This is a genomic window from Streptomyces sp. NPDC055013 (assembly GCF_053608645.1).
The window spans coordinates 102,672-124,978 of record NZ_JBSGVW010000020.1; the positions used below are offsets into that span (position 1 = coordinate 102,672).

Consider the following 22,307-nt stretch of genomic DNA (forward strand, 5'->3'; position numbering starts at 1 on the left):
TGCGCCTTCAGGATCCGCTCAGGTCACCCGCACCTCCAGGATCCGGTCGTCCCCGTCCTTCGGGCTGCCCCGGCCGTCCGTGTTGCTCGTCGTCACCCACAGCTTGTCGCCGCCCGCCGAGACAACCGTCCGCAGCCGGCCGTACTCGCCCTCCAGAAAGGCCTGCGGGTCGGCTGATACCTCGGTCCCGTCGAGAGGGACGCGCCACAGACGCTGGCCCTTCAGGCCGGCCATCCAGACGGAGCCCTCGGCGTAGGCGATGCCACTGGGGGAGGCCTCGTCGGTGCCCCACTGGGCGAGTGGGCTGCGGTACTTGGCGTTGTCGGACTTGCCCTCGACTTCCGGCCATCCGTAGTTGTCGCCCGGCTTGATCGCGTTGAGCTCGTCCCAGGTGTCCTGGCCGAACTCCGCCGCGAACAGGCGCTGTTTGGCGTCCCAGGCGAGGCCCTGCACGTTGCGGTGGCCGTACGAGTACACGGGGGAGTCGGCGACCGGGTTGCCCGGAGCCGGTTCGCCCTCCGGCGTCATGCGCAGGATCTTGCCGCCCAGGGACTCCTTGTCCTGCGACAGGCCTGTGTCACCGCTCTCACCCGTGCCCGCGTACAGCATCTTGTCGGGGCCGAAGGCGATCCGGCCGCCATTGTGGATGAAGCCCTTGGGGATGCCCCTGAAGATCGTGTCAGGTGCGCCCAGCTGCTCGCCGGTGGGCCGCTGCTCGTCGTACAGCACGCGGACTATGCGGTTGTCCGAGGCCGAGGTGAAGTACGCGTAGATCATGTGGTCCGAGGCGTAGTCCGGCGACAGCGCCAGGCCCATGAGGCCGCCCTCACCCGCTGGGGACACCCCCGGTACTTCGCCCAGCTCGGTCTTCTTGCCCGTCTTCGCGTCGACCCGCGTGATCGTGGCCTCGTCGCGGGAGGAGACGAGCAGGTCGCCGTCGGGGAGAGGGGCCAGGCCCCAGGGGGTGCTCAGACCCTCGGCGACCGTGCGCAACACCTTGACGGAGCCCTTCGCCGGCGGGGTCTCCTGCGCGGCCCGACCGGAGGGCGACGACCCCGCGGCCGTACTACTGCTCGGCGCCCCGGCTCCGCCCTCGGCCGGAGATCCCCCTTCGTCGGAGGAACAGCCGGCCGTCAGCACGAGCGCGGCCGCGGCCATCACGGCCGTCACAACTCGACGTTGCACGATCAAGGTCCCTTCGACGCGGCGGCTTCTACTTTTCTTACACCGCTCGCGCCTCACAGGTTCCCGATCCATCAACCTCGAACCACCGCCGTGCGGGCGTCGCGTCCGTGTTTGGTCGGGATTCGGTGCCTGTGACCTGTGGTCGAGCCCATGCGGAGCGTCGGCGGGGGCAGGGTCCGGCGGCCGAGACTTCGGGACGGGACGGAGCCGCAGCCAGGGCGCGCGGGCCGGCGGGAGGGGTTCGCGGCGGCCCGCAGGTGCGCCCGGCCCCCATCCGATCTGGGTGTCCGGCCGATCTGGGTGTGCGGCTGATCCGGCTTTCCGGCCGATGTCCGCTTCCCGAGCCCGGCGATTGTCGGGTCAGGATCCTCGCATCGTCAGTCCCACGACCCCAACGCCCCCGGCAGCTCCGCCACTTCCGCCAGATCCGTCTCCGTCAGCCGCAACTTCCCGGCCGCCGCGTTCTCGCTCACCCAGCGCTCCTGCTTCGCGCCCGGCACGGTGACCACGTGCCGCCCCTGCGCCAGGACCCACGCCAGGGCCACCTGCGCCGGGGTGACGCCCTCCCCGTGGCGGGACGCGATGCGGCGCAGGCCGGAGACTATCGGCTGGTTCGCCGCCATCATCTCCGCGGTGAAGCGCGGATGGCGGGCGCGGACGTCGTCCGGTTCGAAGCCCTCGCCGGGGGTCAGTCTGCCGCTGAGGAAGCCGTTGCCCAGTGGCATCGCGGCCAGGAAGCCGATGCCGCGGGCCTCGCACCACGGCAGCAGCCCCTCCAGCGCCTCCGGCGACCAGACCGACAGTTCCGCCTGTACGGCGCTCACCGGGAAGACCTGCTGCACCCGCTGCAGCTGGCGGATCGTCATGTCGTGCAGACGGTTTCCCGAGCGGCGGCCACCCCGGGCGCCCACCGCGCACAGTCCCAACGCCCGTACTTTTCCGGCCCGAACGAGCTCCGCCATCGCGCCCCAGGTCTCCTCGACCGGTATTTCGGGGTCCGCGCGATGCAGTTGGTAGAGGTCGATGACGTCCGTCTGCAGGCGGCGCAGAGAGGCGTCGCAGGCGCGCTTCACGTAGCCGGGACGGCCGTTGGCCACGATGTGCTGTTCGCCCACGAGCAGGCCGACCTTGGTCGACACGAACGCGTCCTGGCGGCGCTCCTTCAACACCCGCCCCAACAGCAGCTCGTTGGTGAACGGGCCGTACATGTCGGCCGTGTCCAGCAGCGTCGAGCCCAGATCGAGCGCCCGGTGCACCGCCCTGAGCGACTCCTCGCCCCGCTGCCGCGACGAGCTGTAGGCCCAGCTCATCGGCATGCACCCGAGTCCGACGGCTCCCACCGCGAGCGCCGCCGCGCCGATCGTCCTGCGCTCCACCTGGCCGTAACCCTCCCTCTTTCGGCACCCCAACCTAACCTCTGCACTCCTGTTCGCCTGACATAGCCTCCAAGGCATGACTGCTGACGTGTGGCTCCCCATCCCGCCGGAAGAGATCGAGGGCCTCCCGCAGGGCCCGCGCTACCGCTTCTGGAACGGCGAGGAGACGTTTCCCGCCGACCCGGCCGAGTGCGCCTTCTACGTCGTCCCCTACATGAAGCCGCCGGGAATCGGACAGCGTCCCCTGCCGGAGATGAGCTCCGTGGAGGTCGTGCAGACGCTCTCCGCCGGCATCGATCACGTGGAGTCGGGCCTGAAGCACCTGCGTCCGGGCGTGCGGCTGTGCAACGCGCGTGGAGTGCACGAGGCGAGCACCGCCGAGCTCACGCTCACGCTGATCCTCGCCTCGCTGCGTGGCGTCGCCGACTTCGTGCGGGCCCAGGACAGAGGGGAGTGGCTCAGCGGATTCCGGCCCGCGCTCGCGGACAAGAACGTCCTCATCGTGGGATACGGCTCGATCGGCGCCGCCATCGAAGACCGGCTCGCGCCCTTTGAACTCGCGCGGGTGGCGCGCGTCGCGCGCTCTGAGCGCACCACGGCGCGCGGACCCGTGCTTCCGCTCACCGAACTGTCCGCCCTGCTTCCGGAAGCGGACGTTGTCATCCTCTCCACGCCCCTCACGGCGGCCACCCGGCACCTGGTCGACGCCGACTTCCTCGCCCGTATGAAGGACGGCGCGCTGCTGGTCAACGTCGCACGTGGCGGCGTCGTGGACACGAAGGCGCTGCTGGCGGAGCTGGAGGCCGGGCGCATCACCGCGGCCCTGGACGTCACCGACCCCGAGCCGCTGCCCCGGGAGCATCCGCTGTGGCGTGCGCCGGGCGTACTCATCAGCCCGCACGTGGGCGGACCCACGTCGGCATTCCTGCCGCGCGCCAAGCGGTTGCTGGTGGACCAGCTCACTCGTTACGTGAACCGTGAGCCCCTTCGCAACGTGATCCTTACGACGGGCGCGGCAGGCGCGTGACGCTCGCGGGCTGAGCTTCCCGCGCGTGCCGTGTGCGCCGCGCGCAACAGGTCCGAAACCCGTTTCGAGTACAGTCCGCAACCTTCCGGAAGCGGTCCGTACTCGCATATGCGCTGATCGTTACGGAGCGTAGAGGTGCTATGTCCCTGAGTGACGAGACTGGTGTATCGTCGCCGACAGGGGCTGCGCCGTGCACCTTTCGGCGCCGGGGATGGATATTGCAGATTTGTGAGGGGGGCGACGGGCGATGCACGGCCTATGGACGAGCAATCCGACGCGGCGGGGCCGTCGGCGGCGACCCTGGCGAACGGCCGCGCGCAGACGCGGCCACCACGGCACTCACGGCTGTCGTCACAGCCATCACCACCGCAGGCACAGCAGCCGCAGGCGGCATGCGCACCCAGCGCACCGGGACCCTCGGGACCCGCGAGCGGCGCGGACCGGGAGGGCCCGGTGAGCTCGCCACCGCCCTCCACGACCACGCTGGACGCGGGGCTGCGGGCTCAGCCCTCGTCGGCGGCGCTGCTGCCCCGTCCGTCGTCCTTCGGTGGCGGCTCGGGGCTGGTTCCGCAGCTCGTTCTGGCCCTGGTGTGCGCGGGATACGCCGTCGGTTCCGCGCTCGGCTGGGGTTCGGAGCAACTCGCGCTGATCATGGGCGACTTCGGGCTGGCCGCCGCGGCGGGCGCCGCCGCCGTGTCCTGCTTCCGCTACGCCCGTAGCCGCCGTATCCGCTTCCGACCCGCCTGGCTGCTGTTCGCGCTCTCCTCGGCGATGGCCGCCCTCGGCAACCTGGTCTGGGGATGGTACGAGGTCGTCCTGCAGCGCCCCGTGCCCAGCCCCTCCTACGCCGACGGGTTCTTCCTGTGCTTCGCGCCGCCCGCCATCGTGGGACTCCTGGTGCTCGCCAAGCGGCCGGTGACGAGGGCCGGCTGGGTCTGCCTCGTGCTGGACGCGTGGCTGATCGGCGGCTCGCTGCTGACGCTGGCATGGAGCCTCGCCCTCGCCCAGGCGGCGAAGATCGACTCGAACGGCGGGGCCAGCGTGGCGCACACCGCGCTCTCGCTCGCCTACCCGCTGCTCGACATCGCTCTGGTCAGCATGGTGCTCGCGTTGCACTTCCGCCGCTCGTCGGCGAACCGCACCGCGGTCAACACCGCGATCGGCGCGCTCGCGCTGACCGTGATGTGCGACGCCCTGTTCACCTCGCCGCTGATGCACAACAGCTACCGCTCCGGCCAGTTGCTCGACGCGGGCTGGTTCGCCGGCTCGCTGCTTCTGGCGTACGCCCCGTGGGCCGCGCCCCGGCACGGAGACTGTGAGCGGCAGGAAAGCACGGGGCACACGCGCGTGGTGCACGAGCACGTACCCGGACAGCGTGGCGGAAGCCATCACCACACGCCCGCGCAGGGAGGTGAGCACAGCCGGTACCCGGTCACCCGGCCGATCGCCGGTTCCCTCGCCGCCCTCACGCCCTACCTCGCGGCCGCCGTCTGCACGCTGGGGATCCTCTACAACGTCCTCAACGGCCGCAGTGTCGACCGAGTCGTGCTCATCACCGGCGGCACGGTCGTGCTCGCCCTCGTGATGCGCCAGGGCATCATGCTGCTCGACAACATCACCCTCACCCAGGAACTGGCCCAGAAGGAGAACCACTTCCGCTCCCTGGTGCAGGGCTCCAGCGACGTCATCATGATCGCCGCGCCGAACGGCATCCTCCGGTACGTCTCCCCGGCCGCCGCCGGGGTCTACGGCCGCTCCGCGGAGGAGCTGGTGGGCACGGAACTGGCCAATCTCATCCACCCGGAGGATCTGGGCTGCGTGGTGCACGAGGTGCGCCGCTTCCTCGCCGTCAGCCCACTTGAGGAACCCACTACGCGCATCGAGTGCCGTTTCCGGTCCGGCGACGAGGGCTGGCTCAACGTCGAGTCGACCGTCAACCGTCACCACGGCGGCCTCATCTTCAACAGCCGGGACGTGACCGAAAGAGTGCGCCTGCAGGCGCAGCTTCAGCACAACGCCGAGCACGACCCGCTCACCGACCTGCCCAACCGCGCGCTGTTCACCAAGCGGGTCCAGCAGGCCCTGTCCGGCCGCCGCGCCTCCGACCGGGGCATCGCCCTGCGCAACACCGCCGTCCTGTTCATCGACCTCGACGGCTTCAAGGGCGTCAACGACACGATCGGACACCAGGCAGGGGACGAACTGCTCGTCCAGGCCGCCCGCAGACTCCAGGACGCGGTGCGGGGCGGGGACACGGCCTCCCGGCTGGGCGGCGACGAGTTCGCGGCCCTGATCGCCGGGGACAACACCCGTGATCGCACCGCCCGCGAACGACACATCCTGGAGCTCGCCGACCGCCTCAGGGTGACGCTGTCGCAGCCGTTCCTCATCGACGGCAACGATGTCCGTGTCAACGCCTCCATCGGCGTCGCCTTCGCCGAGCCCGGCCTCGGCGCGGGGGAGCTGCTGCGCAACGCCGACCTGGCGATGTACCGCGCGAAGGCGGGCGGCAAGGGCCGGGTCGAGCTGTACAAGCCGCAGATGCAGCAGGACGTCGTACGGAAGGCGGAGCTGGCCACGCGTCTGCGGGCCGCGCTGCACGACGGGGAGTTCGCGCTGCTGCACCAGCCGGTGGTGTGTCTGGACAGTGGCCGGATCGCATCCGTCGTCACCCAGGCGCGCTGGCGGTCCTCGCAAGGGGTGCTGTTCACGCCCGCCGAGTTCCTGCGGGTGGCCGAGGACAGCGACAAGACCGCCGAGCTGGGCCGCTGGATGCTGGAGGAGGCCGTGGAGCAGGCCGCCGAGCGCACCGCGACTGGCCTCGCCGTACCCGTCGCCGTGCGGGTGGGCGCGCGCCGGCTGCTGGACCGGTCGATGCCGCTCGGCTCGATCGAGGCGTTGCTGACCCGCCACGGGCTGCCGTCCGGGTCGCTGATCATCGAGTTGTCCGATCTGGACCCGCGCGTCTCACTGGACGAACTGGAGCGCCGCCTGAGCGGTCTGCACCGCCTCGGCGTCCGGGTCGCCCTGGACGGCTTCGGCAGCGGATACGCGGCGATCACGGCCCTGCGCCGGCTCCCCGTCGACGTGCTCAAGCTCGACCGAGGTCTGGTCGAGGGTGTCGTCGAGTCCGCGCGGCTGCACAAGATCACCGGTGGGCTGCTGCGGATCGCCGGCGATCTGGGGGTGCAGTCCGTGGCCGACGGCGTGGACCTGCCGGAACAGGTGGTCGCCCTGCGCGCGATGGGGTGCACGCACGGGCAGGGCATGGCGTTCTCCGGGCCGCTGGACGAGTACCGGCTGCGCCGGGCGCTGAGTGCCGGTCACTATCCGGTGCCGCACGGGCCGGCCGAGCCGGCGTTCGCGGGCGGCGTGAGAGGTGAACGAGGCATGGAGAGGGGTGCGGGGGCGTACACCGGTGGTGTGCCCGCTGTTCTCGGAGGCGGAAGTGGCCTGCGCTCACATAATGAGACTCCCGTCCCACCCACTTGACAGTGGATGCGTGCCGGGGGGAGGGTCTGTGCCATGCGCACCCGAATTCTCGTACTTGGAAAGCGCGTCGGCTGAAGCTGGTGACGTCCGGGCAGATCCGGAACTCCCAGCGACCCCACCCGGCGCGCTCCCCTCGCTTGCCTTATGGCACGAGGGGTTTTTTGTTGCACAGGCACCAGTCGTGCAGCACCGAAACTCCGCTCAAACTTCGCAAAAACCCTCAGCATCGAGAAGAGAATGCCGATGACCGAGCAGGCCACCGGGGCCCATCACCCGCAGCCCCGGCCCCGATCCGGAGGACACCAGTCCGCCCCCGAGCACGTCACGGGTGCGCAGTCCCTCATCCGTTCGCTCGAGGAGGTCGGCGCCGACACGGTATTCGGCATTCCGGGTGGTGCGATCCTTCCGGCGTACGACCCGCTGATGGACTCCACCAGAGTGCGCCACGTCCTGGTCCGCCATGAGCAGGGCGCAGGTCACGCCGCCACCGGCTACGCGCAGGCCACCGGCAGGGTCGGCGTCTGCATGGCCACCTCGGGACCGGGCGCCACCAACCTGGTCACGCCGATCGCCGACGCGCACATGGACTCGGTGCCGCTCGTGGCGATCACCGGGCAGGTGGCCTCCAAGGCGATCGGTACGGACGCCTTCCAGGAGGCGGACATCGTCGGCATCACGATGCCGATCACCAAGCACAACTTCCTCGTCACCAAGGCCGAGGACATCCCGCGGGTGATCGCGCAGGCGTTCCACATCGCCTCCACCGGCCGCCCGGGCCCGGTGCTGGTCGACATCGCCAAGGACGCCCTGCAGGCGAAGACCACGTTCTCCTGGCCGCCCGTGATGGACCTGCCCGGCTACCGGCCCGTCACCAAGCCGCACGCCAAGCAGATCCGCGAGGCCGCCAAGCTGATCACCGCCGCCAAGCGGCCCGTGCTCTACGTCGGCGGCGGCGTCCTCAAGGCCGGTGCCACCGCCGAGCTGAAGGTCCTCGCCGAACTCACCGGAGCGCCCGTCACCACCACCCTGATGGCGCTCGGCGCATTCCCCGACAGCCACCCGCTGCACGTGGGAATGCCGGGCATGCACGGTGCGGTCACCGCCGTCACCGCGCTGCAGAAGGCCGACCTGATCGTCGCCCTCGGAGCCCGCTTCGACGACCGCGTCACCGGCAAGCTGGACAGCTTCGCCCCGTACGCCAAGATCGTCCACGCCGACATCGACCCGGCCGAGATCGGCAAGAACCGCGACGCCGACGTGCCGATCGTCGGTGACGCCCGCGAGGTCATCGCCGACCTGGTCCAGGCCGTGCAGAAGGAGCACGCCGAGGGCCACCAGGGCGACTACAGCGCCTGGTGGAAGGACCTGAGCCGCTGGCGCGACACCTACCCGCTCGGCTACGACCAGCCCGGCGACGGCTCGCTGTCCCCGCAGCAGGTCATCGAGCGCATCGGTCAACTCGCGCCGGAGGGCACGGTCTTCGCCGCGGGCGTCGGCCAGCACCAGATGTGGGCCGCGCACTTCATCCAGTACGAGAAGCCGGCCACCTGGCTGAACTCCGGCGGCGCCGGGACGATGGGCTACGCCGTTCCGGCCGCGATGGGCGCCAAGGCCGGCGCGCCGGAGAAGGCCGTCTGGGCGATCGACGGTGACGGTTGCTTCCAGATGACCAACCAGGAGCTCACCACCTGCGCCCTGAACAACATCCCGATCAAGGTCGCCATCATCAACAACGGCGCCCTCGGGATGGTCCGCCAGTGGCAGACCCTCTTCTACAACCAGCGCTACTCCAACACCGTGCTGCACAGCGGCCCGGAGGCGGACGGCAAGCAGCCGAGCGCCGGCACCCGGGTCCCCGACTTCGTGAAGCTGTCGGAGGCCATGGGCTGCTACGCGATCCGCTGCGAGTCGCCTGAGGACCTCGACAAGGTCATCGAAGAGGCGAACTCCATCAACGACCGCCCCGTCGTCGTCGACTTCATCGTCCACGAGGACGCGATGGTCTGGCCGATGGTCGCCGCCGGCACCTCCAACGACGAGATCATGGCCGCCCGGGACGTCCGCCCCGACTTCGGCGACAACGAAGACGACTGAGCGAGAGAGACGTAAAAGATCATGTCCAAGCACACGCTCTCCGTCCTGGTGGAGAACACGCCCGGCATCCTGGCCCGGATCGCCGCCCTGTTCTCCCGCCGCGGCTTCAACATCGACTCGCTCGCGGTCGGCGTCACCGAGCATCCCGACATCTCCCGCATCACCATCGTGGTGAGCGTCGCGGACCTGCCGCTGGAGCAGGTGACGAAGCAGCTCAACAAGCTCGTCAACGTGCTGAAGATCGTCGAGCTGGAGCCGGGTTCGGCCGTTCAGCGCGAACTCGTTCTGGTGAAGGTGCGCGCCGACAACGAGACCCGCTCCCAGATCATCGAGATCGTCCAGCTGTTCCGCGCCAAGACCGTCGACGTCTCCCCGGAGGCCGTCACCATCGAGGCCACCGGCTCCAGCGACAAGCTGGAGGCCATGCTGAAGATGCTGGAGCCCTTCGGCATCAAGGAGCTCGTCCAGTCCGGCACGATCGCCATCGGCCGCGGCGCGCGCTCCATCACGGACCGCTCGCTGCGCGCGCTCGACCGCTCGGCGTAGGACGCGTTCGGACGGCCGGGTGACACCGGCCGTCCGGACAGCGCCCGTATGGCGAGACCCCGAGACTTCCCTTCCGCCCCCCGTCATACGGTGGGACGCAACACCTGCACACAAGGAGAGAACCCAAAGTGGCCGAGCTGTTCTACGACGCCGACGCCGACCTGTCCATCATCCAGGGCCGCAAGGTCGCGGTCATCGGTTACGGCAGCCAGGGCCACGCCCACGCGCTGTCGCTCCGTGACTCGGGTGTCGACGTCCGCGTCGGTCTGCACGAGGGCTCCAAGTCCAAGGCGAAGGCCGAGGAGCAGGGCCTGCGCGTGGTGACGCCGTCGGAGGCCGCCGCCGAGGCCGACGTCATCATGATCCTCGTCCCGGACCCGATCCAGGCCCAGGTGTACGAGGACCACATCAAGGACAACCTGAAGGACGGCGACGCGCTGTTCTTCGGTCACGGCCTGAACATCCGCTTCGGCTTCATCAAGCCCCCGGCCGGCGTGGACGTCTGCATGGTCGCCCCGAAGGGCCCGGGCCACCTGGTGCGCCGCCAGTACGAGGAAGGCCGCGGCGTTCCGTGCATCGCGGCCGTCGAGCAGGACGCCTCCGGCAACGCCTTCGCGCTGGCCCTGTCGTACGCCAAGGGCATCGGCGGCACCCGCGCCGGCGTCATCAAGACGACCTTCACGGAGGAGACCGAGACCGACCTGTTCGGTGAGCAGGCCGTCCTCTGCGGTGGTACGGCCGCCCTGGTCAAGGCCGGTTTCGAGACGCTGACCGAGGCCGGTTACCAGCCGGAGATCGCGTACTTCGAGTGCCTGCACGAGCTGAAGCTGATCGTGGACCTCATGTACGAGGGCGGCCTGGAGAAGATGCGCTGGTCGATCTCCGAGACCGCCGAGTGGGGCGACTACGTCACCGGTCCGCGCATCATCACGGACGCCACCAAGGCCGAGATGAAGAAGGTCCTCGCCGAGATCCAGGACGGCACCTTCGCCCAGGCCTGGATGGACGAGTACCACGGCGGTCTGAAGAAGTACAACGAGTACAAGCAGCAGGACTCCGAGCACCTGCTGGAGACCACCGGCAAGGAGCTGCGCAAGCTTATGAGCTGGGTGAACGAGGAGGCGTAAGCCTCAAGGCCACGGGGCCGGAGCAGCTGCTCCGGCCCCGTTGTCCACCTCGTCCAGCCACGGACGAGTGATCCTTCCGCGGAGGCGTAAGACGACTTCCGCCGCGCCACTACACTGGCGCACAACATACGCGTCAGGCCCACAGCGTCGTGCGTCTTCCACGCGGCCAGTACCCTCCACCGCCTGCGGCCGTCGGGACGGCCGTCCGCATTGGACATGTGAGGACTCACGTGAGCTCGAAACCCGTCGTACTCATCGCTGAAGAGCTGTCGCCCGCCACCGTTGACGCGCTTGGCCCCGACTTCGAGATCCGCCACTGCAACGGAGCGGACCGAGCCGCCCTGCTCCCGGCCATCGCCGACGTGGACGCGATCCTGATCCGCTCCGCCACCAAGGTCGACGCCGAAGCCGTCGCAGCCGCGCGCAAGCTCAAGGTCGTCGCACGAGCCGGCGTCGGCCTGGACAACGTCGACGTCTCCGCCGCCACCAAGGCCGGCGTCATGGTCGTCAACGCCCCCACCTCGAACATCGTGACCGCCGCCGAGCTCGCCTGCGGTCTCCTGCTCGCCACCGCCCGCAACATCCCGCAGGCCAACGCCGCGCTGAAGAACGGCGAGTGGAAGCGCAGCAAGTACACCGGTGTCGAGCTGGCCGAGAAGACCCTCGGTGTCGTGGGCCTGGGCCGCATCGGCGCCCTCGTCGCGCAGCGCATGTCGGCCTTCGGCATGAAGGTCGTCGCCTACGACCCCTACGTGCAGCCCGCGCGGGCCGCGCAGATGGGCGTCAAGGTGCTGACGCTGGACGAGCTGCTCGAGGTCTCCGACTTCATCACCGTCCACCTGCCCAAGACCCCCGAGACCCTCGGCCTGATCGGCGACGAGGCGCTGCGCAAGGTCAAGCCGAGCGTGCGCATCGTCAACGCCGCGCGCGGCGGGATCGTCGACGAGGAGGCGCTGTACTCCGCCCTCAAGGAGGGCCGGGTCGCCGGTGCCGGTCTCGACGTGTACGCGAAGGAGCCCTGCACGGACTCCCCGCTGTTCGAGTTCGACCAGGTCGTCTCGACCCCGCACCTCGGTGCCTCCACCGACGAGGCGCAGGAGAAGGCCGGTATCGCCGTGGCCCGCTCGGTGCGCCTCGCCCTCGCCGGTGAGCTCGTGCCCGACGCGGTGAACGTCCAGGGCGGCGTCATCGCCGAGGACGTCAAGCCGGGTCTGCCGCTCGCCGAGCGTCTGGGCCGCATCTTCACGGCGCTCGCCGGCGAGGTCGCGGTCCGCCTCGACGTCGAGGTGTACGGCGAGATCACCCAGCACGATGTGAAGGTGCTGGAGCTCAGCGCCCTCAAGGGTGTCTTCGAGGACGTCGTCGACGAGACGGTGTCCTACGTCAACGCCCCGCTGTTCGCCCAGGAGCGCGGCGTCGAGGTGCGGCTGACGACCAGCTCGGAGGCCACCGACCACCGCAACGTCGTCACCGTGCGCGGCACGCTCGCGGGCGGCGAGGAGGTGTCGGTGTCCGGCACGCTGGCCGGCCCCAAGCACCTGCAGAAGATCGTCGCGGTCGGCGACTACGACGTGGATCTCGCGCTCGCCGACCACATGGTCGTCCTGAGGTACGAGGACCGTCCGGGTGTCGTCGGCACGGTCGGCCGGGTCTTCGGCGAGGCGGGTATCAACATCGCCGGCATGCAGGTCTCGCGTGCCGTCGCCGGTGGCGAGGCGCTGGCCGTCCTGACCGTCGACGACACGGTCCCCGCCGGGGTGCTGACCGAGGTTGCTGAGGAGATCGGGGCGACGTCGGCTCGTGCGGTGAACCTGGCCTGAGGTTGCCGTGGCTGGGGGCTGCCGCCCCCAGACCCCCGCATCGGCCCTGAACGGGCCTCGTCCTCAAACGCCGGACGGGCTGAGGTGACTCGGCTCGTCCGGCGTTTCGCATGCCGGCTCCCGGAGCTCGACCCGGCGCAGCGTGACCGCGGCCAGCACCGCCGCCCCCGCCAGCAGGACCGCGCCCGCGATCGCCGCCCCCTGCATCCCGCTGGTGAACGCCTCCCGGGCGAGCGTGGCCAGACCCGGCACGCGGTCGGCGACCGCCAGGGCTCCGCCCAGCGTCTCGTGGGCCACATCCGGTGCCGACGCGGGGATCTCGTGGCGGTAGACCGCCGTACCGATCGAGCCGAGCAGCGCCATGCCCATGGCACCACCGAACTCGCCGGCCGTCTCCATCAGGGAGGACGCCGAGCCTGCCCGCTCCACCGGGGCGGTGCCCAGCGCGAGGTCCATGATCTGGGACATCACGACGACGCCCCCGACCGCGAGGACCGCGCACGCGGTCAGCACCAGCCACAGCGAGTCCGTCCCGGCGAGGGCGAGCAGCGCGAACCCGCCCGCGGAGATCGCGAAGCCCACCGTGACGACGTAGGCACGATTGACGCCCCGCTGCACCAGCTGGGTCGCGACCGGCCCCGCCACGCCGATCGGCACCGACGGCAGCAGCGCCCACAGGGCCGCCTCCAGCGCGCCCATGCCCAGCACCGACTGCAAGTACTGCGTGGTGAAGTAGGCCGACCCCATCACCCCGAACATGCAGACCAGGTTCAGGACGACCGACGGCGCGAAGCCCCGTCCCCGGAACAGGGCCGGGGAGATCATCGGTGAGACGGCCGTGCGCTGGCGGTGCACGAACAGCGCCGCGAACAGCAGGCCGACGGTGATCGAGACGACGTAGCGGACGTTGAAGCCCTCGGAGGGGATCTCCTTCAGGCCGTAGATCACGGGGAGCACCGCCGCCATCGACAGCGGGACACTCAGCCAGTCGAAGCGGCCGGGGGAAGGGTTCTTCGACTCGGGGAGCAGCAGCGGGCCGAGGACCAGCAGCAGCGCCATCGCGGGCAGGTTGACCAGGAACACCGAGCCCCACCAGAAGTGCTCGACCAGCACACCGCTCATCACCGAGCCGAGGGCGATCCCGGCGGTCATCACGCCGGACCACACGCCGATCGCCTTCGCGCGCTGGGCGGGGTCGGTGAACATCGTGCGGAGCATGGCGATCGTCGACGGCATCAGGGTCGCGCCGCCGATGCCGAGGACCGCGCGGGCCGCGATCAGCATCTCGGCGCTGTTCGCGTACGCCGCCAGCAGCGAGGCGGTGCCGAAGGCGGCGGCGCCGATCAGCAGGAGCCGGCGGTGGCCGATGCGGTCGCCCAGCGAGCCCATCGTCATCAGCAGACCGGCCAGCACGAAGGCGTAGATGTCGAAGATCCACAGCTGCTGGGTGCCGCTCGGCTCCAGGTCCGCGCTGATCGACGGGACGGCGAAGTACAGGACGGAGACGTCCATCGAGACCAGCAGCAGCGGCAGCATCAGCACGCCGAGTGCGGTCCATTCACGGCGCCCGGCGCCGGGAGAAGGCGGCGTGGTGGTGCTCGTCGGGTTCGTTGTCATGGCGGTGAATGTACGCGCGTATTAAACGCTTGTCTAGAACGGCTGTATAGGACGGTTGTATGGATCGGCGGTAGGGTGGACTCATGGGACACCGTGAGGATCTGCTCGAGGGCGCCAAGCGCTGCCTGCTCGACAAGGGGTTCGCGCGCACGACGGCGCGGGACATCGTCAAGGAGTCGGGGACCAACCTGGCCTCGATCGGCTACCACTACGGCTCGAAGGACGCGCTGCTCGCCCAGGCCTATGTGTCGCTGGTCGAGGGGATGGGCGACGATTTCGAGGGCACCACCGGGATCACGGCCGAGCCCGGCTCGATCGAACGGTTCCGTGAGGTGTGGTCGAACATCATCGGCACCATGAGCGGGCCCGGCTCCATGTGGCGGCTCAGTATGGAGATCGTCGTCATGGGCGACCAGCTGCCGGAAGTCCGCGACCATCTGGCGCTGGCTCAGCGGGAGGCCTGTCGCGGACTGATTCCGCTGCTCATGGGCGGACGGGAGGAGGACGTCCCGGACGAGAGCCTGGACACCCTCGGCAGGTTCTACGTGACCCTGATGACCGGTCTCATCGCGCAGTGGACGTTCGACCCGAAGACCGCGCCCGACGCGGATCAGCTCAGCGAGGGCCTGCGCCAGGTGATCGAGGCCGCCACTCGGAAGTGACCCGCCCGTCCCGCATCTCGATCACCCGGTCCGCGAAGTGCCGTACGACCGCCCGGTCATGGCAGATGAACAGGTACCCGAGACCGAGATCGTCCTGCAGGTCGGCGAGCAGATTCAGCACGCCGGCGCGCACCGACGGGTCGAGGGACGAGACCGGTTCGTCGAGCACCAGCAGGCGGGGCTGTGAGGCCAGTGCGCGGGCGATCCCGACGCGCTGGCACTGACCGCCGGAGAGTTCGTGCGGGCGACGGTCGCCGTACGACGGGTCCAGGCCGACCCGGTCGAGGAGTGCGGCGACGCGCGCGGGACCGTCGGCGGAATTCCAGCGGCCCTGCACCCGCAACGGTTCGGCCACCGCGTCACGGATGCGGTGGCGAGGGCTGAGGGAGCCGTACGGGTCCTGGAAGACGGGCTGCATGCGCGGGCGGATCGGGCGCAGCTCGGCTTCGGTGAGGGTCGTCAACTCGCGTCCCTCGAAACGGACTTCACCGGCGTCCGGGCGGCGCAGTTGCAGCGCCGCCAGGGCGGTCGACGACTTGCCGCAGCCGGAGGGGCCGTTCAGGGCGAGGGTCTCACCGGCGGCCAGGGTGAAGGAGACATGGTCGACGGCGGTCGTGTCGCCGTGCCGGACCACGAGTTCGCGGACGTCCAGCAAAGCGTCAGTCATGGAACAACTCCATGGCCGGATACGGGAGTTCCGGCCATCGGTGGCACGCGACCAGGCGTCCCTCCACGTGCTGCGGTGCTGGTTCCGTCCGATGGCAGGGATCCGCCGCCGACGGGCAGCGCGGCGCGAAGGCGCAGCCCGGTGGGAGAGTGCCCGGGGCTGGTGGGGTGCCGCGCAGGGTGGGGAGGCGGCGGCCGGGGGGTGCGTGCTGGGGGAGCGAGGCCAGCAGGCCCGCCGTGTACGGGGCGCGGGGGCGGCCGAGCACCTCGGCCGCCGGGCCGAGTTCGGTGAGGCGTCCCGCGTACATGACCAGCACGCGGTCCGCGTGGTCCCGTACGACGTCCATGTCGTGGGTGACCAGGACCAGCGCGGCACCGACGGCCTCCCGTCGCTCGGCGAGCACCCGCAGCACCTGGTCGCGGTGCTCCTCGTCCAGGGCGGTGGTGGGTTCGTCGGCGACGACCATGTGGGGCTCGTTGATCGTCGCCATGGCGATGACCGCGCGCTGCCGCATGCCGCCGGAGTACTCGTGGGGATACGCCCGCGCCTTGCGGGCGGCGTCCGGGATGCCGACCCGGTCGAGTGCGGTGACCGCCCGGGCCCGGGCCTCTTTGCGGGAGACGCGGGCCACCGAGCCTACGGCGGCGGCGAGTTGATCGCCGACCGAGTGCACGGGGGAGAGGGCGGACAGGGCGTCCTGCGGGACGAGCGAGATGCGGCTGCCGCGGTGGGCCGAGCGGTCCGGCTCGATCGTCCCGCCCGTCGTCGCGCCCCGCGGCAGCATGCCCAGCAGCGCCCGTGCCGTGAGGGACTTGCCCGCCCCCGACTCGCCGACGATCGCGAGGACTTCGCGCGGGCGGACATCGAAGGACAGGCCGCGCACGGCCTCGACGCCGTCGAAGGCGATACGGAGCTCGCGTACCGAGAGGAGCGCCTCGGGGCTGTTCTCAGGCTGCAACGGGGGTCTCCTTCGGTACGGCACGCGCTCCCCGGCCCGGTACCGCCGCCGCTCCCGTCACCGCCAGCCCCGCCAGCAGGGCCAGTGCGACGGCCGGGGCGAGGGCGGCCCACGGCGCGCGTTCGACGTAGGCGCGGGACTCGTCCAGCAGCAGGCCCCACTCGGGCGCCGGCGGCTGCGCGCCCAGGCCCAGGAAGCCGAGGGAGGCAAGGGCGAGGGCGATACCGGGCAGGCGCAGCAGGGCGTGGCGGGCGACCGGGGCGGCGACGGACGGCAGGACGTGCCGGGTGAGGATCCGGAACGGGGTCGCGCCCATGGCCCGTTGGGCGGTGAGGAACGCCGACGCGCGCACCTCCTGCACCAGCGCCGCCGCGTGCGCGGACAGCGCGGGCCACGAGATCAGCGCGACGGCGAGGGCCGCGCCGCCGGCGCCCGGGCCGGTCGCCGCCGCGACGAGGATGCCGACGATCACCGGGGGCAGGGCGTTGGCGATGTCCGCGGCGCCCGCCGCGATGCCGGGCAGGAAACCCAGCGCGAGCGCGAGGAGCAGGCTCAGCGCGCAGATGGCGGCGGCCGTGCCCACGGTCGGAGCGGCCCCGTGCCCGAGCCGGGCGAGCACGTCACGGCCGAGGGCGTCGGTGCCGAGCGGGTGCGCCCAGGAGGGGGCGGTAAGGCGGGCGGCCGTATCGACCGTGTACGGGTCGCGCAGCAGGCCCCAGCCGATGGTCACGGCGAGGGTGGTGAACAGTGCTGACGGGATCGCCGGGTGGGTACGGACCGGGCGGGCCGGGGGCAGCGTCAGGCCGGCGTCCCGCAGGGCGGGGCCGAGCAGCCGGCGCCGGGTGAGCGCCGCGGCAGCGCCGGCGACCAGGCCGAGCAGCAGCAGTGCCAGCACCGCGCCCTGGAGCAGCGGCAGGTCCTGCGACTTGGCCGCGCCCAGAGCGGTACGTCCGATGCCGGGCACCGCGAACACCAGCTCCACGGCGACCGCGCCGCCGGTCAGGCCGACGGCGACCATGCCGAACTGCGGTACCAGCGGCGGGAGTACGCGCTTGAGGGCGGCCGCCGAGATCGTCGTACGGTTCACTCCAGCGCCCCGCCACAGGTCCACCCACCGTTCGTCGAGGACGGCGGGCAGCGCGTCCGCGACCAGCCGGCCGAGGAGGCCGCCCGCCGGGACGCCGAGGGCGAGCGCGGGCAGCACCAGGTACTCGGGGCCCGCCCAGCCGGCCGTCGGCAGCCGGCCCAGCCACACCCCGCAGACCAGCAGTGCGACGGTGGCCAGCAGGAACTCCGGTACTGCGGCGAGCATGGCGGCGAAGGCGCCGGCCGACCCGCGACCGCGCACCAGCACCGGCGCCACCAGCACGGCGGCCAGTGTGACCGCCACGCCGAGCGCCGCGCCCATCAGGCCCAGTGACACCTGGAGGCCGGCGACGACGGAAGGCAGCACGTCGGTGCCCGACACCCAGGAGGTGCCGAAGTCGCCGCGCAGCAGGTCCGAGGCCCAACTCCCCAGCAGGGAGAGGGGGCCGGCGTCCAGGCCGAGGTCCTCGCGGATCGCGGACAGGGCCTCGTCGGTCGCCTCCCGCTCGGCCGACCGGGCGCGCAACACGGTGAGCGCCGGGTCCTTGTGGGAGAGCCAGGGGAGCAGGCCGACGGTGGCCAGGACGGCGACCAGGCAGACGAGGCGGGTCAGGGCGGCGGGGCCGATCGACTTCCGTGCGGGGGAGTGCACTTGGCGCAGACGGAGCTTCACCTGACGTACGTGTCCGCCGTGACGAGCTCCCGCTCGCGCGGGTCGTGGGCGGCGTCGACGACACCGGCGGCGTCACCCTGGATCACCCGCTCGTGGAGCATCGGCACGGCCGCGTCCGCGGCGAGCACGGCGGCCTCGGCCGCGATGATCGCCGCGCGGCGGGCGTCGCCCACCTCGGTGTCGGAGGCCTCCTTCAGGGCCGCGTCCACGTCCGGGTCGGCGAACCGGGACAGGTTGAAGGTGCCGTCGGACGCGAAGTCGCTGTAGAGGTAGGCGGCCGGATCGCCGGAGTCGAGGACGGTGGCGCGGGAGAGGACGAAGGCGTCGAACCTGCCCGCGAGGGCGTCGGCCTCGATGTTGGTGTACTCGCGGACGTCGAGCTTCACCCTGAACCCGGCCTTCTGGAGCTGCTGTTGCAGCGTGGCGGCGACCTCGGGCATCTCGGCCCGGTCCGTGTACGTCCCGATGGTGATCGCCTCGCCGTCAGGCGCCTTGGCCTCGGCGTCCCGCGTCACCGGCCCGCGCAGCTCGGCGGCCCAGGGGAGTGCGGGCCCCAGCAGCCCCTCGGCGACATCGGCGCGCCCCTCGTACACGCCCTTGACGAGCGCCTCGGCGTCGATCGCCTCGCGGGCCGCCGCCCGCAGCGAGGCGTCCTTGAAGGGGCCCTTTCCGGTGTTCAGGTACAGCGTGTTGGTGCGCGGCATCGGGACCTCGGTGATCAGGTCCTGGTCGAGGACCGCGGCCTGCGACACCGGTATCGCCTCGACGATGTCGGCCTCGCCGCTGCGCAGTGCCGCCGCGCGAGCCGTGCCGTCGGGGACGAAGGTCACGTCGATCCCGGGTGCCTCGGCCTTGCCGCCCCAGTACGCGTCGTAGCGGTCGAGGGCGGCGGAGGCGGTGCCGTTGACCATCGTGAGCTCGAAGGGGCCGGTGCCGGCGCCGACGGGGTCGACCGTCTTCCCCCGGTAGGCCCTGGCGGCCAGGACCGACAGCTGCGGGGAGCTGAGGCGCTGCGGGACCAAGGGGTCCTCGGCGGCGGTCGTGACGGTGAGGGTGTCGGCGTCCGTGGCCTCGGCGGTCAGGTCGACGCCGTCGAGGATGCGGGGTTTGGGGGAGGCGGTGGCGGCCCTGGTGAGGGAGCCTGCGACCGTCTCGGCGGTGAGCTTCGTGCCGTCGTGGAAGGTGACGCCGTCGCGTATCTCGAAGGTCCAGGTACGGCCGGACCGCTCCCACGCGGTGGCGAGCGCGGGCTGCGCGTCGCCGTCCTCGTCGAGCTTCACCAGGGTCTCGGCGGTCGACCACCGCGACAGCTTGAACGCGTCGTCGGACAGCGGGGACAGCCCGGAGCGCGGGGGCTGCATCATCGCGACCCGGACGCGTTTGCCACCGGCCCCCACGTCCTCGGCGGACTCCGCACCGGCGAAGCAGCCGGTGAGCAGCGCGGAGGCCGCGGTGAGGGCGGTGGCGGGGAGCAGGTGGCGGGTGGGCAGGCGCACGGGGCCCTCCGGGTAAAAGGGTGGTCAAGAGAGCGGTTGCTGCGACCGTAGCACGATGACAATCATTTCCAATAGCCAGGGATGGGTCGTCAGCCCTGGGAGATGACGCCGATGCCGCCGATGACGTGCTCGATCTACAGGCGTGCGCCCTTCAGAGCCATGTGCAGCAGCAACCGGTCCTCCCCGTCGTCCAGGTCCAGGCCCGTGAGTTGTTCGACGCGGGAGAGGCGGTAGTACAGGGTCTGGCGGTGGATGCCGAGTTCGGCGGCGGTGCGGCCGGCCTGGCCCGCGCGGTCGAGGTAGATCTCGGCGGTGCGGGCGAGTTCGTGGTGGGTGGGGGAGAGGAGCTGCGTGATGGCGGGGTCCCGGGCGGCGTCCGGGGGGAGGGACGTCAGCAGGCGGTACGGGCCGATGTGCGCCCACTCGGCGACCGGGCCGAGGCGGGGTTCGGCCAGGGCGGCGCGGGCCGCGGCCGATGCCTCCTGCCAGGTGGCGGCGAGGTCGGCGAGGCCGGAGCGGGGTGCGCCGATGCCGGCGGCTGCCTGTACCGCGCCCTCCTTGAGCAGCCGGGACGCCGCCGCCTGGGCCGGCGTCCGTACCTCCGGCGAGCGCAACCGGACGAGGATGGCGAGGCTCTGGCCGCTCTCCCCCTCCGCCTTGAGGGCGTGGGAGGTGCCCCCGCCCCACGGCACCGTGCACAGCGCCGTCGCGTGCGGCACCGTTCGGACGGACGGGGCGTCGTCGGGATCGGCGGACGGCCACGGGGCCACGCAGACCACGGTGTGCGTGCCCTCGCCCCGCGGGCCGAGTGCCGTGCGCAGGGCCGCCAGCGCCTGGTCGCCCTGCCAGCCCCGCTCCGCGGTCAGCGCGGCCCGCAGTTCCCGGCTCAGATCCGCCCCGTGCTGCGCCTCGTCGGCGAGCAGTGCGCCGATCCGGGCGGTCACCTCCATGGCGGCCGACAGCTGCTGGTCGGTGGGGCCCGGATCGTCGTCCAGGAGCCAGACGTAACCGAGGGCCACCCCCCGATGGCGTACGGGAAGGCAGACGCGTCCCCGGTAGACGCCGGCCTCCGGGGTGGGCGGGATGCGTACCGGGCCCGTCGCCCGGGTGATGCCGAAGCCCTCGAACCACGTTCGCACCGCCGCCGTGGAGCGCCGCGTCAGGATCGAGCGGGCGCGGACGGGATCCAGGGCGGACGCGTCGAGATCGCCCTCACTGTCGTACGCACCGAAGGCGATCAGCTCGAAGTCGCGGTTCTCCAGCGTGGCGGGCGCACCCAGCAGCTCGGAGATCTCGTCGACCAGCTCCTGGTAGTCGTCCTTGTGGTCCTTGTGGTCCTTGAATTCCGGCGTCACCCGGGCATTCTCCCGCATTTTCGCGCCGCCTTCATACATCTGTCTGAGATCTGAGGCACCGATGCGTGACAGCTGTCGATGGCCGCCGTTCGGAGGGATCCTTAGGTTTCACGGTGGTTCTCCGTGCCGTACCCGGAACATCACTTACCGGGGAGTCGGCCGTCATTCGGCAGTGTTTGTGGAGGTGCCCCGTGCTGGGTCCCGTGATTCTCGCCGCGTCGCGCAGCGACCGGATGCGACGCCTGATCTCGGCGGCCCCGGTGACCAAACAGGTCGTCGACCGGTTCATCCCCGGCGAGACCGTCCACGAGATCGTGCCGATCATCGAGGAGCTCACGGGCAACGGCCTGGAGCTGACGATGGACGTCGTCGGCGAGGACATCACCCGCCCCGAGCAGGCCGAGGCCGCGCGGGACGCCTACCTGGCGCTCGTCGACCGGATCAAGGACCTTGAGCTCGGCGAGCGCGTCGAGATGTCCGTCAAGCTCTCCATGTTCGGCCAGGCGCTGGAGGGCGGACACGAGCTCGCGCTCGCCAACGTCCGCCCGGTCGTCGAGGCCGCCGCGGCCATCGGTACGACGGTCACGCTGGACGCGGAGGACCACACCACCCTCGACTCGATGTTCGCCATCCACGAGGAGCTGCGGAAGGACTTCCCGCAGACCGGCTGCGTCATCCAGGCCTACCTCTTCCGCACCGAGGCCGACGCCCGCCGCCTCGCCGCGAACGGCAGCCGGGTACGCCTCGTGAAGGGCGCCTACAAGGAGCCCGCCGAGGTCGCCTACCAGCAGAAACAAGAGATCGACAAGGCGTACGTCCGGATCCTCAAGGTTCTGATGGAGGGCGCCGGGTACCCGATGATCGGCTCCCACGATCCGCGACTGATCTCCATCGCCCAGGAGCTCGCGCGGCGTGCCGGGCGCAAGCTGGACGAGTACGAGTTCCAGATGCTGTACGGGATCCGCAGCGACGAGCATCTACGGCTGGCCGCGGAGGGCCACCGCATGCGCGTCTACACGGCCTATGGCACCGACTGGTACGGATACTTCATGCGCCGGCTCGCGGAGAAGCCCGCCAACCTGCGGTTCTTCGTACGAAGCATGATCACCAAGGGCTGAACCACCAC

General features: G+C 71.0%; 16 protein-coding genes. 8 read left to right on the forward strand and 8 right to left on the reverse strand.

Translation table 11 applies throughout. The features are described from left to right. Positions 1 to 18: 18 nt before the first annotated feature. On the reverse strand, positions 19 to 1,158 hold the full coding sequence (locus tag ACWGDB_RS23970) for a PQQ-dependent sugar dehydrogenase (protein ID WP_453824304.1): 1,140 nt from the start codon (positions 1,156 to 1,158) through the stop codon (positions 19 to 21). 404 nt (positions 1,159 to 1,562) lie between these two features. Beyond that, positions 1,563 to 2,561 (reverse strand): aldo/keto reductase, encoded by a 999-nt coding sequence (locus tag ACWGDB_RS23975; protein WP_453824267.1) that lies wholly within the window; start codon positions 2,559 to 2,561, stop codon positions 1,563 to 1,565. Positions 2,562 to 2,637: 76 nt separating this feature from the next. Here ACWGDB_RS23975 and ACWGDB_RS23980 point away from each other — a divergent pair, with 76 nt between their 5' ends. The 6 genes from ACWGDB_RS23980 (at position 2,638) to serA (ending at position 12,667) form a co-directional block, all read left to right on the forward strand. After that, positions 2,638 to 3,588: a 2-hydroxyacid dehydrogenase gene (locus tag ACWGDB_RS23980; RefSeq protein ID WP_453824268.1), complete on the forward strand. Its 951-nt coding sequence runs from the start codon at positions 2,638 to 2,640 to the stop codon at positions 3,586 to 3,588. A 453-nt stretch (positions 3,589 to 4,041) separates the two neighbouring features. Beyond that, on the forward strand, positions 4,042 to 7,080 hold the full coding sequence (locus tag ACWGDB_RS23985; RefSeq protein ID WP_453824269.1) for a putative bifunctional diguanylate cyclase/phosphodiesterase: 3,039 nt from the start codon (positions 4,042 to 4,044) through the stop codon (positions 7,078 to 7,080). Positions 7,081 to 7,317: 237 nt separating this feature from the next. Beyond that, positions 7,318 to 9,174, forward strand: coding sequence for an acetolactate synthase large subunit (locus tag ACWGDB_RS23990; RefSeq protein WP_383607487.1), 1,857 nt, complete (start codon positions 7,318 to 7,320; stop codon positions 9,172 to 9,174). Positions 9,175 to 9,195: 21 nt separating this feature from the next. Then, positions 9,196 to 9,720, forward strand: coding sequence for an acetolactate synthase small subunit (gene ilvN / locus ACWGDB_RS23995; RefSeq protein ID WP_030051183.1), 525 nt, complete (start codon positions 9,196 to 9,198; stop codon positions 9,718 to 9,720). 128 nt (positions 9,721 to 9,848) lie between these two features. Further along, positions 9,849 to 10,847 carry a ketol-acid reductoisomerase gene (gene ilvC / locus ACWGDB_RS24000; RefSeq protein WP_328879026.1) on the forward strand — a complete coding sequence of 333 codons (999 nt, stop codon included), beginning with the start codon at positions 9,849 to 9,851 and terminating at the stop codon, positions 10,845 to 10,847. A gap of 230 nt (positions 10,848 to 11,077) precedes the next feature. Beyond that, positions 11,078 to 12,667, forward strand: coding sequence for a phosphoglycerate dehydrogenase (gene serA, locus ACWGDB_RS24005; RefSeq protein ID WP_453824270.1), 1,590 nt, complete (start codon positions 11,078 to 11,080; stop codon positions 12,665 to 12,667). Between the two features lie 63 nt (positions 12,668 to 12,730). On the opposite strand, the gene ACWGDB_RS24010 is transcribed toward serA, so the two are convergent. Continuing rightward, positions 12,731 to 14,284, reverse strand: coding sequence for an MFS transporter (locus tag ACWGDB_RS24010; protein ID WP_453824271.1), 1,554 nt, complete (start codon positions 14,282 to 14,284; stop codon positions 12,731 to 12,733). A gap of 83 nt (positions 14,285 to 14,367) precedes the next feature. Between ACWGDB_RS24010 and ACWGDB_RS24015 the strand changes: the two genes are divergently transcribed. Next, positions 14,368 to 14,946: a TetR/AcrR family transcriptional regulator gene (locus ACWGDB_RS24015; protein ID WP_427839795.1), complete on the forward strand. Its 579-nt coding sequence runs from the start codon at positions 14,368 to 14,370 to the stop codon at positions 14,944 to 14,946. On the opposite strand, the gene ACWGDB_RS24020 is transcribed toward ACWGDB_RS24015, so the two are convergent. The 5 genes from ACWGDB_RS24020 to ACWGDB_RS24040 all read right to left on the reverse strand — a co-directional run bounded on the left by ACWGDB_RS24020 (position 14,900) and on the right by ACWGDB_RS24040 (position 21,199). Continuing rightward, positions 14,900 to 15,613 carry an ATP-binding cassette domain-containing protein gene (locus ACWGDB_RS24020; RefSeq protein WP_453824272.1) on the reverse strand — a complete coding sequence of 238 codons (714 nt, stop codon included), beginning with the start codon at positions 15,611 to 15,613 and terminating at the stop codon, positions 14,900 to 14,902. The genes ACWGDB_RS24015 and ACWGDB_RS24020 overlap by 47 nt on opposite strands. Continuing rightward, positions 15,606 to 16,571, reverse strand: a complete 966-nt coding sequence (locus ACWGDB_RS24025) for an ABC transporter ATP-binding protein (RefSeq protein WP_453824273.1) — start codon at positions 16,569 to 16,571, stop codon at positions 15,606 to 15,608. The genes ACWGDB_RS24020 and ACWGDB_RS24025 overlap by 8 nt, the downstream gene beginning before the upstream one ends. Further along, positions 16,561 to 18,309, reverse strand: a complete 1,749-nt coding sequence (locus ACWGDB_RS24030) for an ABC transporter permease subunit (RefSeq protein ID WP_453824305.1) — start codon at positions 18,307 to 18,309, stop codon at positions 16,561 to 16,563. The genes ACWGDB_RS24025 and ACWGDB_RS24030 overlap by 11 nt, the downstream gene beginning before the upstream one ends. Before the next feature lie 17 nt (positions 18,310 to 18,326). Then, a complete protein-coding gene (locus ACWGDB_RS24035; protein WP_453824274.1) occupies positions 18,327 to 19,826 on the reverse strand; it encodes an ABC transporter substrate-binding protein in 1,500 nt (499 codons plus the stop codon). Positions 19,827 to 19,960: 134 nt separating this feature from the next. Next, a complete protein-coding gene (locus tag ACWGDB_RS24040) occupies positions 19,961 to 21,199 on the reverse strand; it encodes a PucR family transcriptional regulator (RefSeq protein WP_453824275.1) in 1,239 nt (412 codons plus the stop codon). A gap of 173 nt (positions 21,200 to 21,372) precedes the next feature. Here ACWGDB_RS24040 and ACWGDB_RS24045 point away from each other — a divergent pair, with 173 nt between their 5' ends. Continuing rightward, complete coding sequence (locus ACWGDB_RS24045; RefSeq protein WP_369273588.1) at positions 21,373 to 22,299, forward strand: proline dehydrogenase family protein; 927 nt, start codon at positions 21,373 to 21,375, stop codon at positions 22,297 to 22,299. Positions 22,300 to 22,307: the final 8 nt, after the last annotated feature.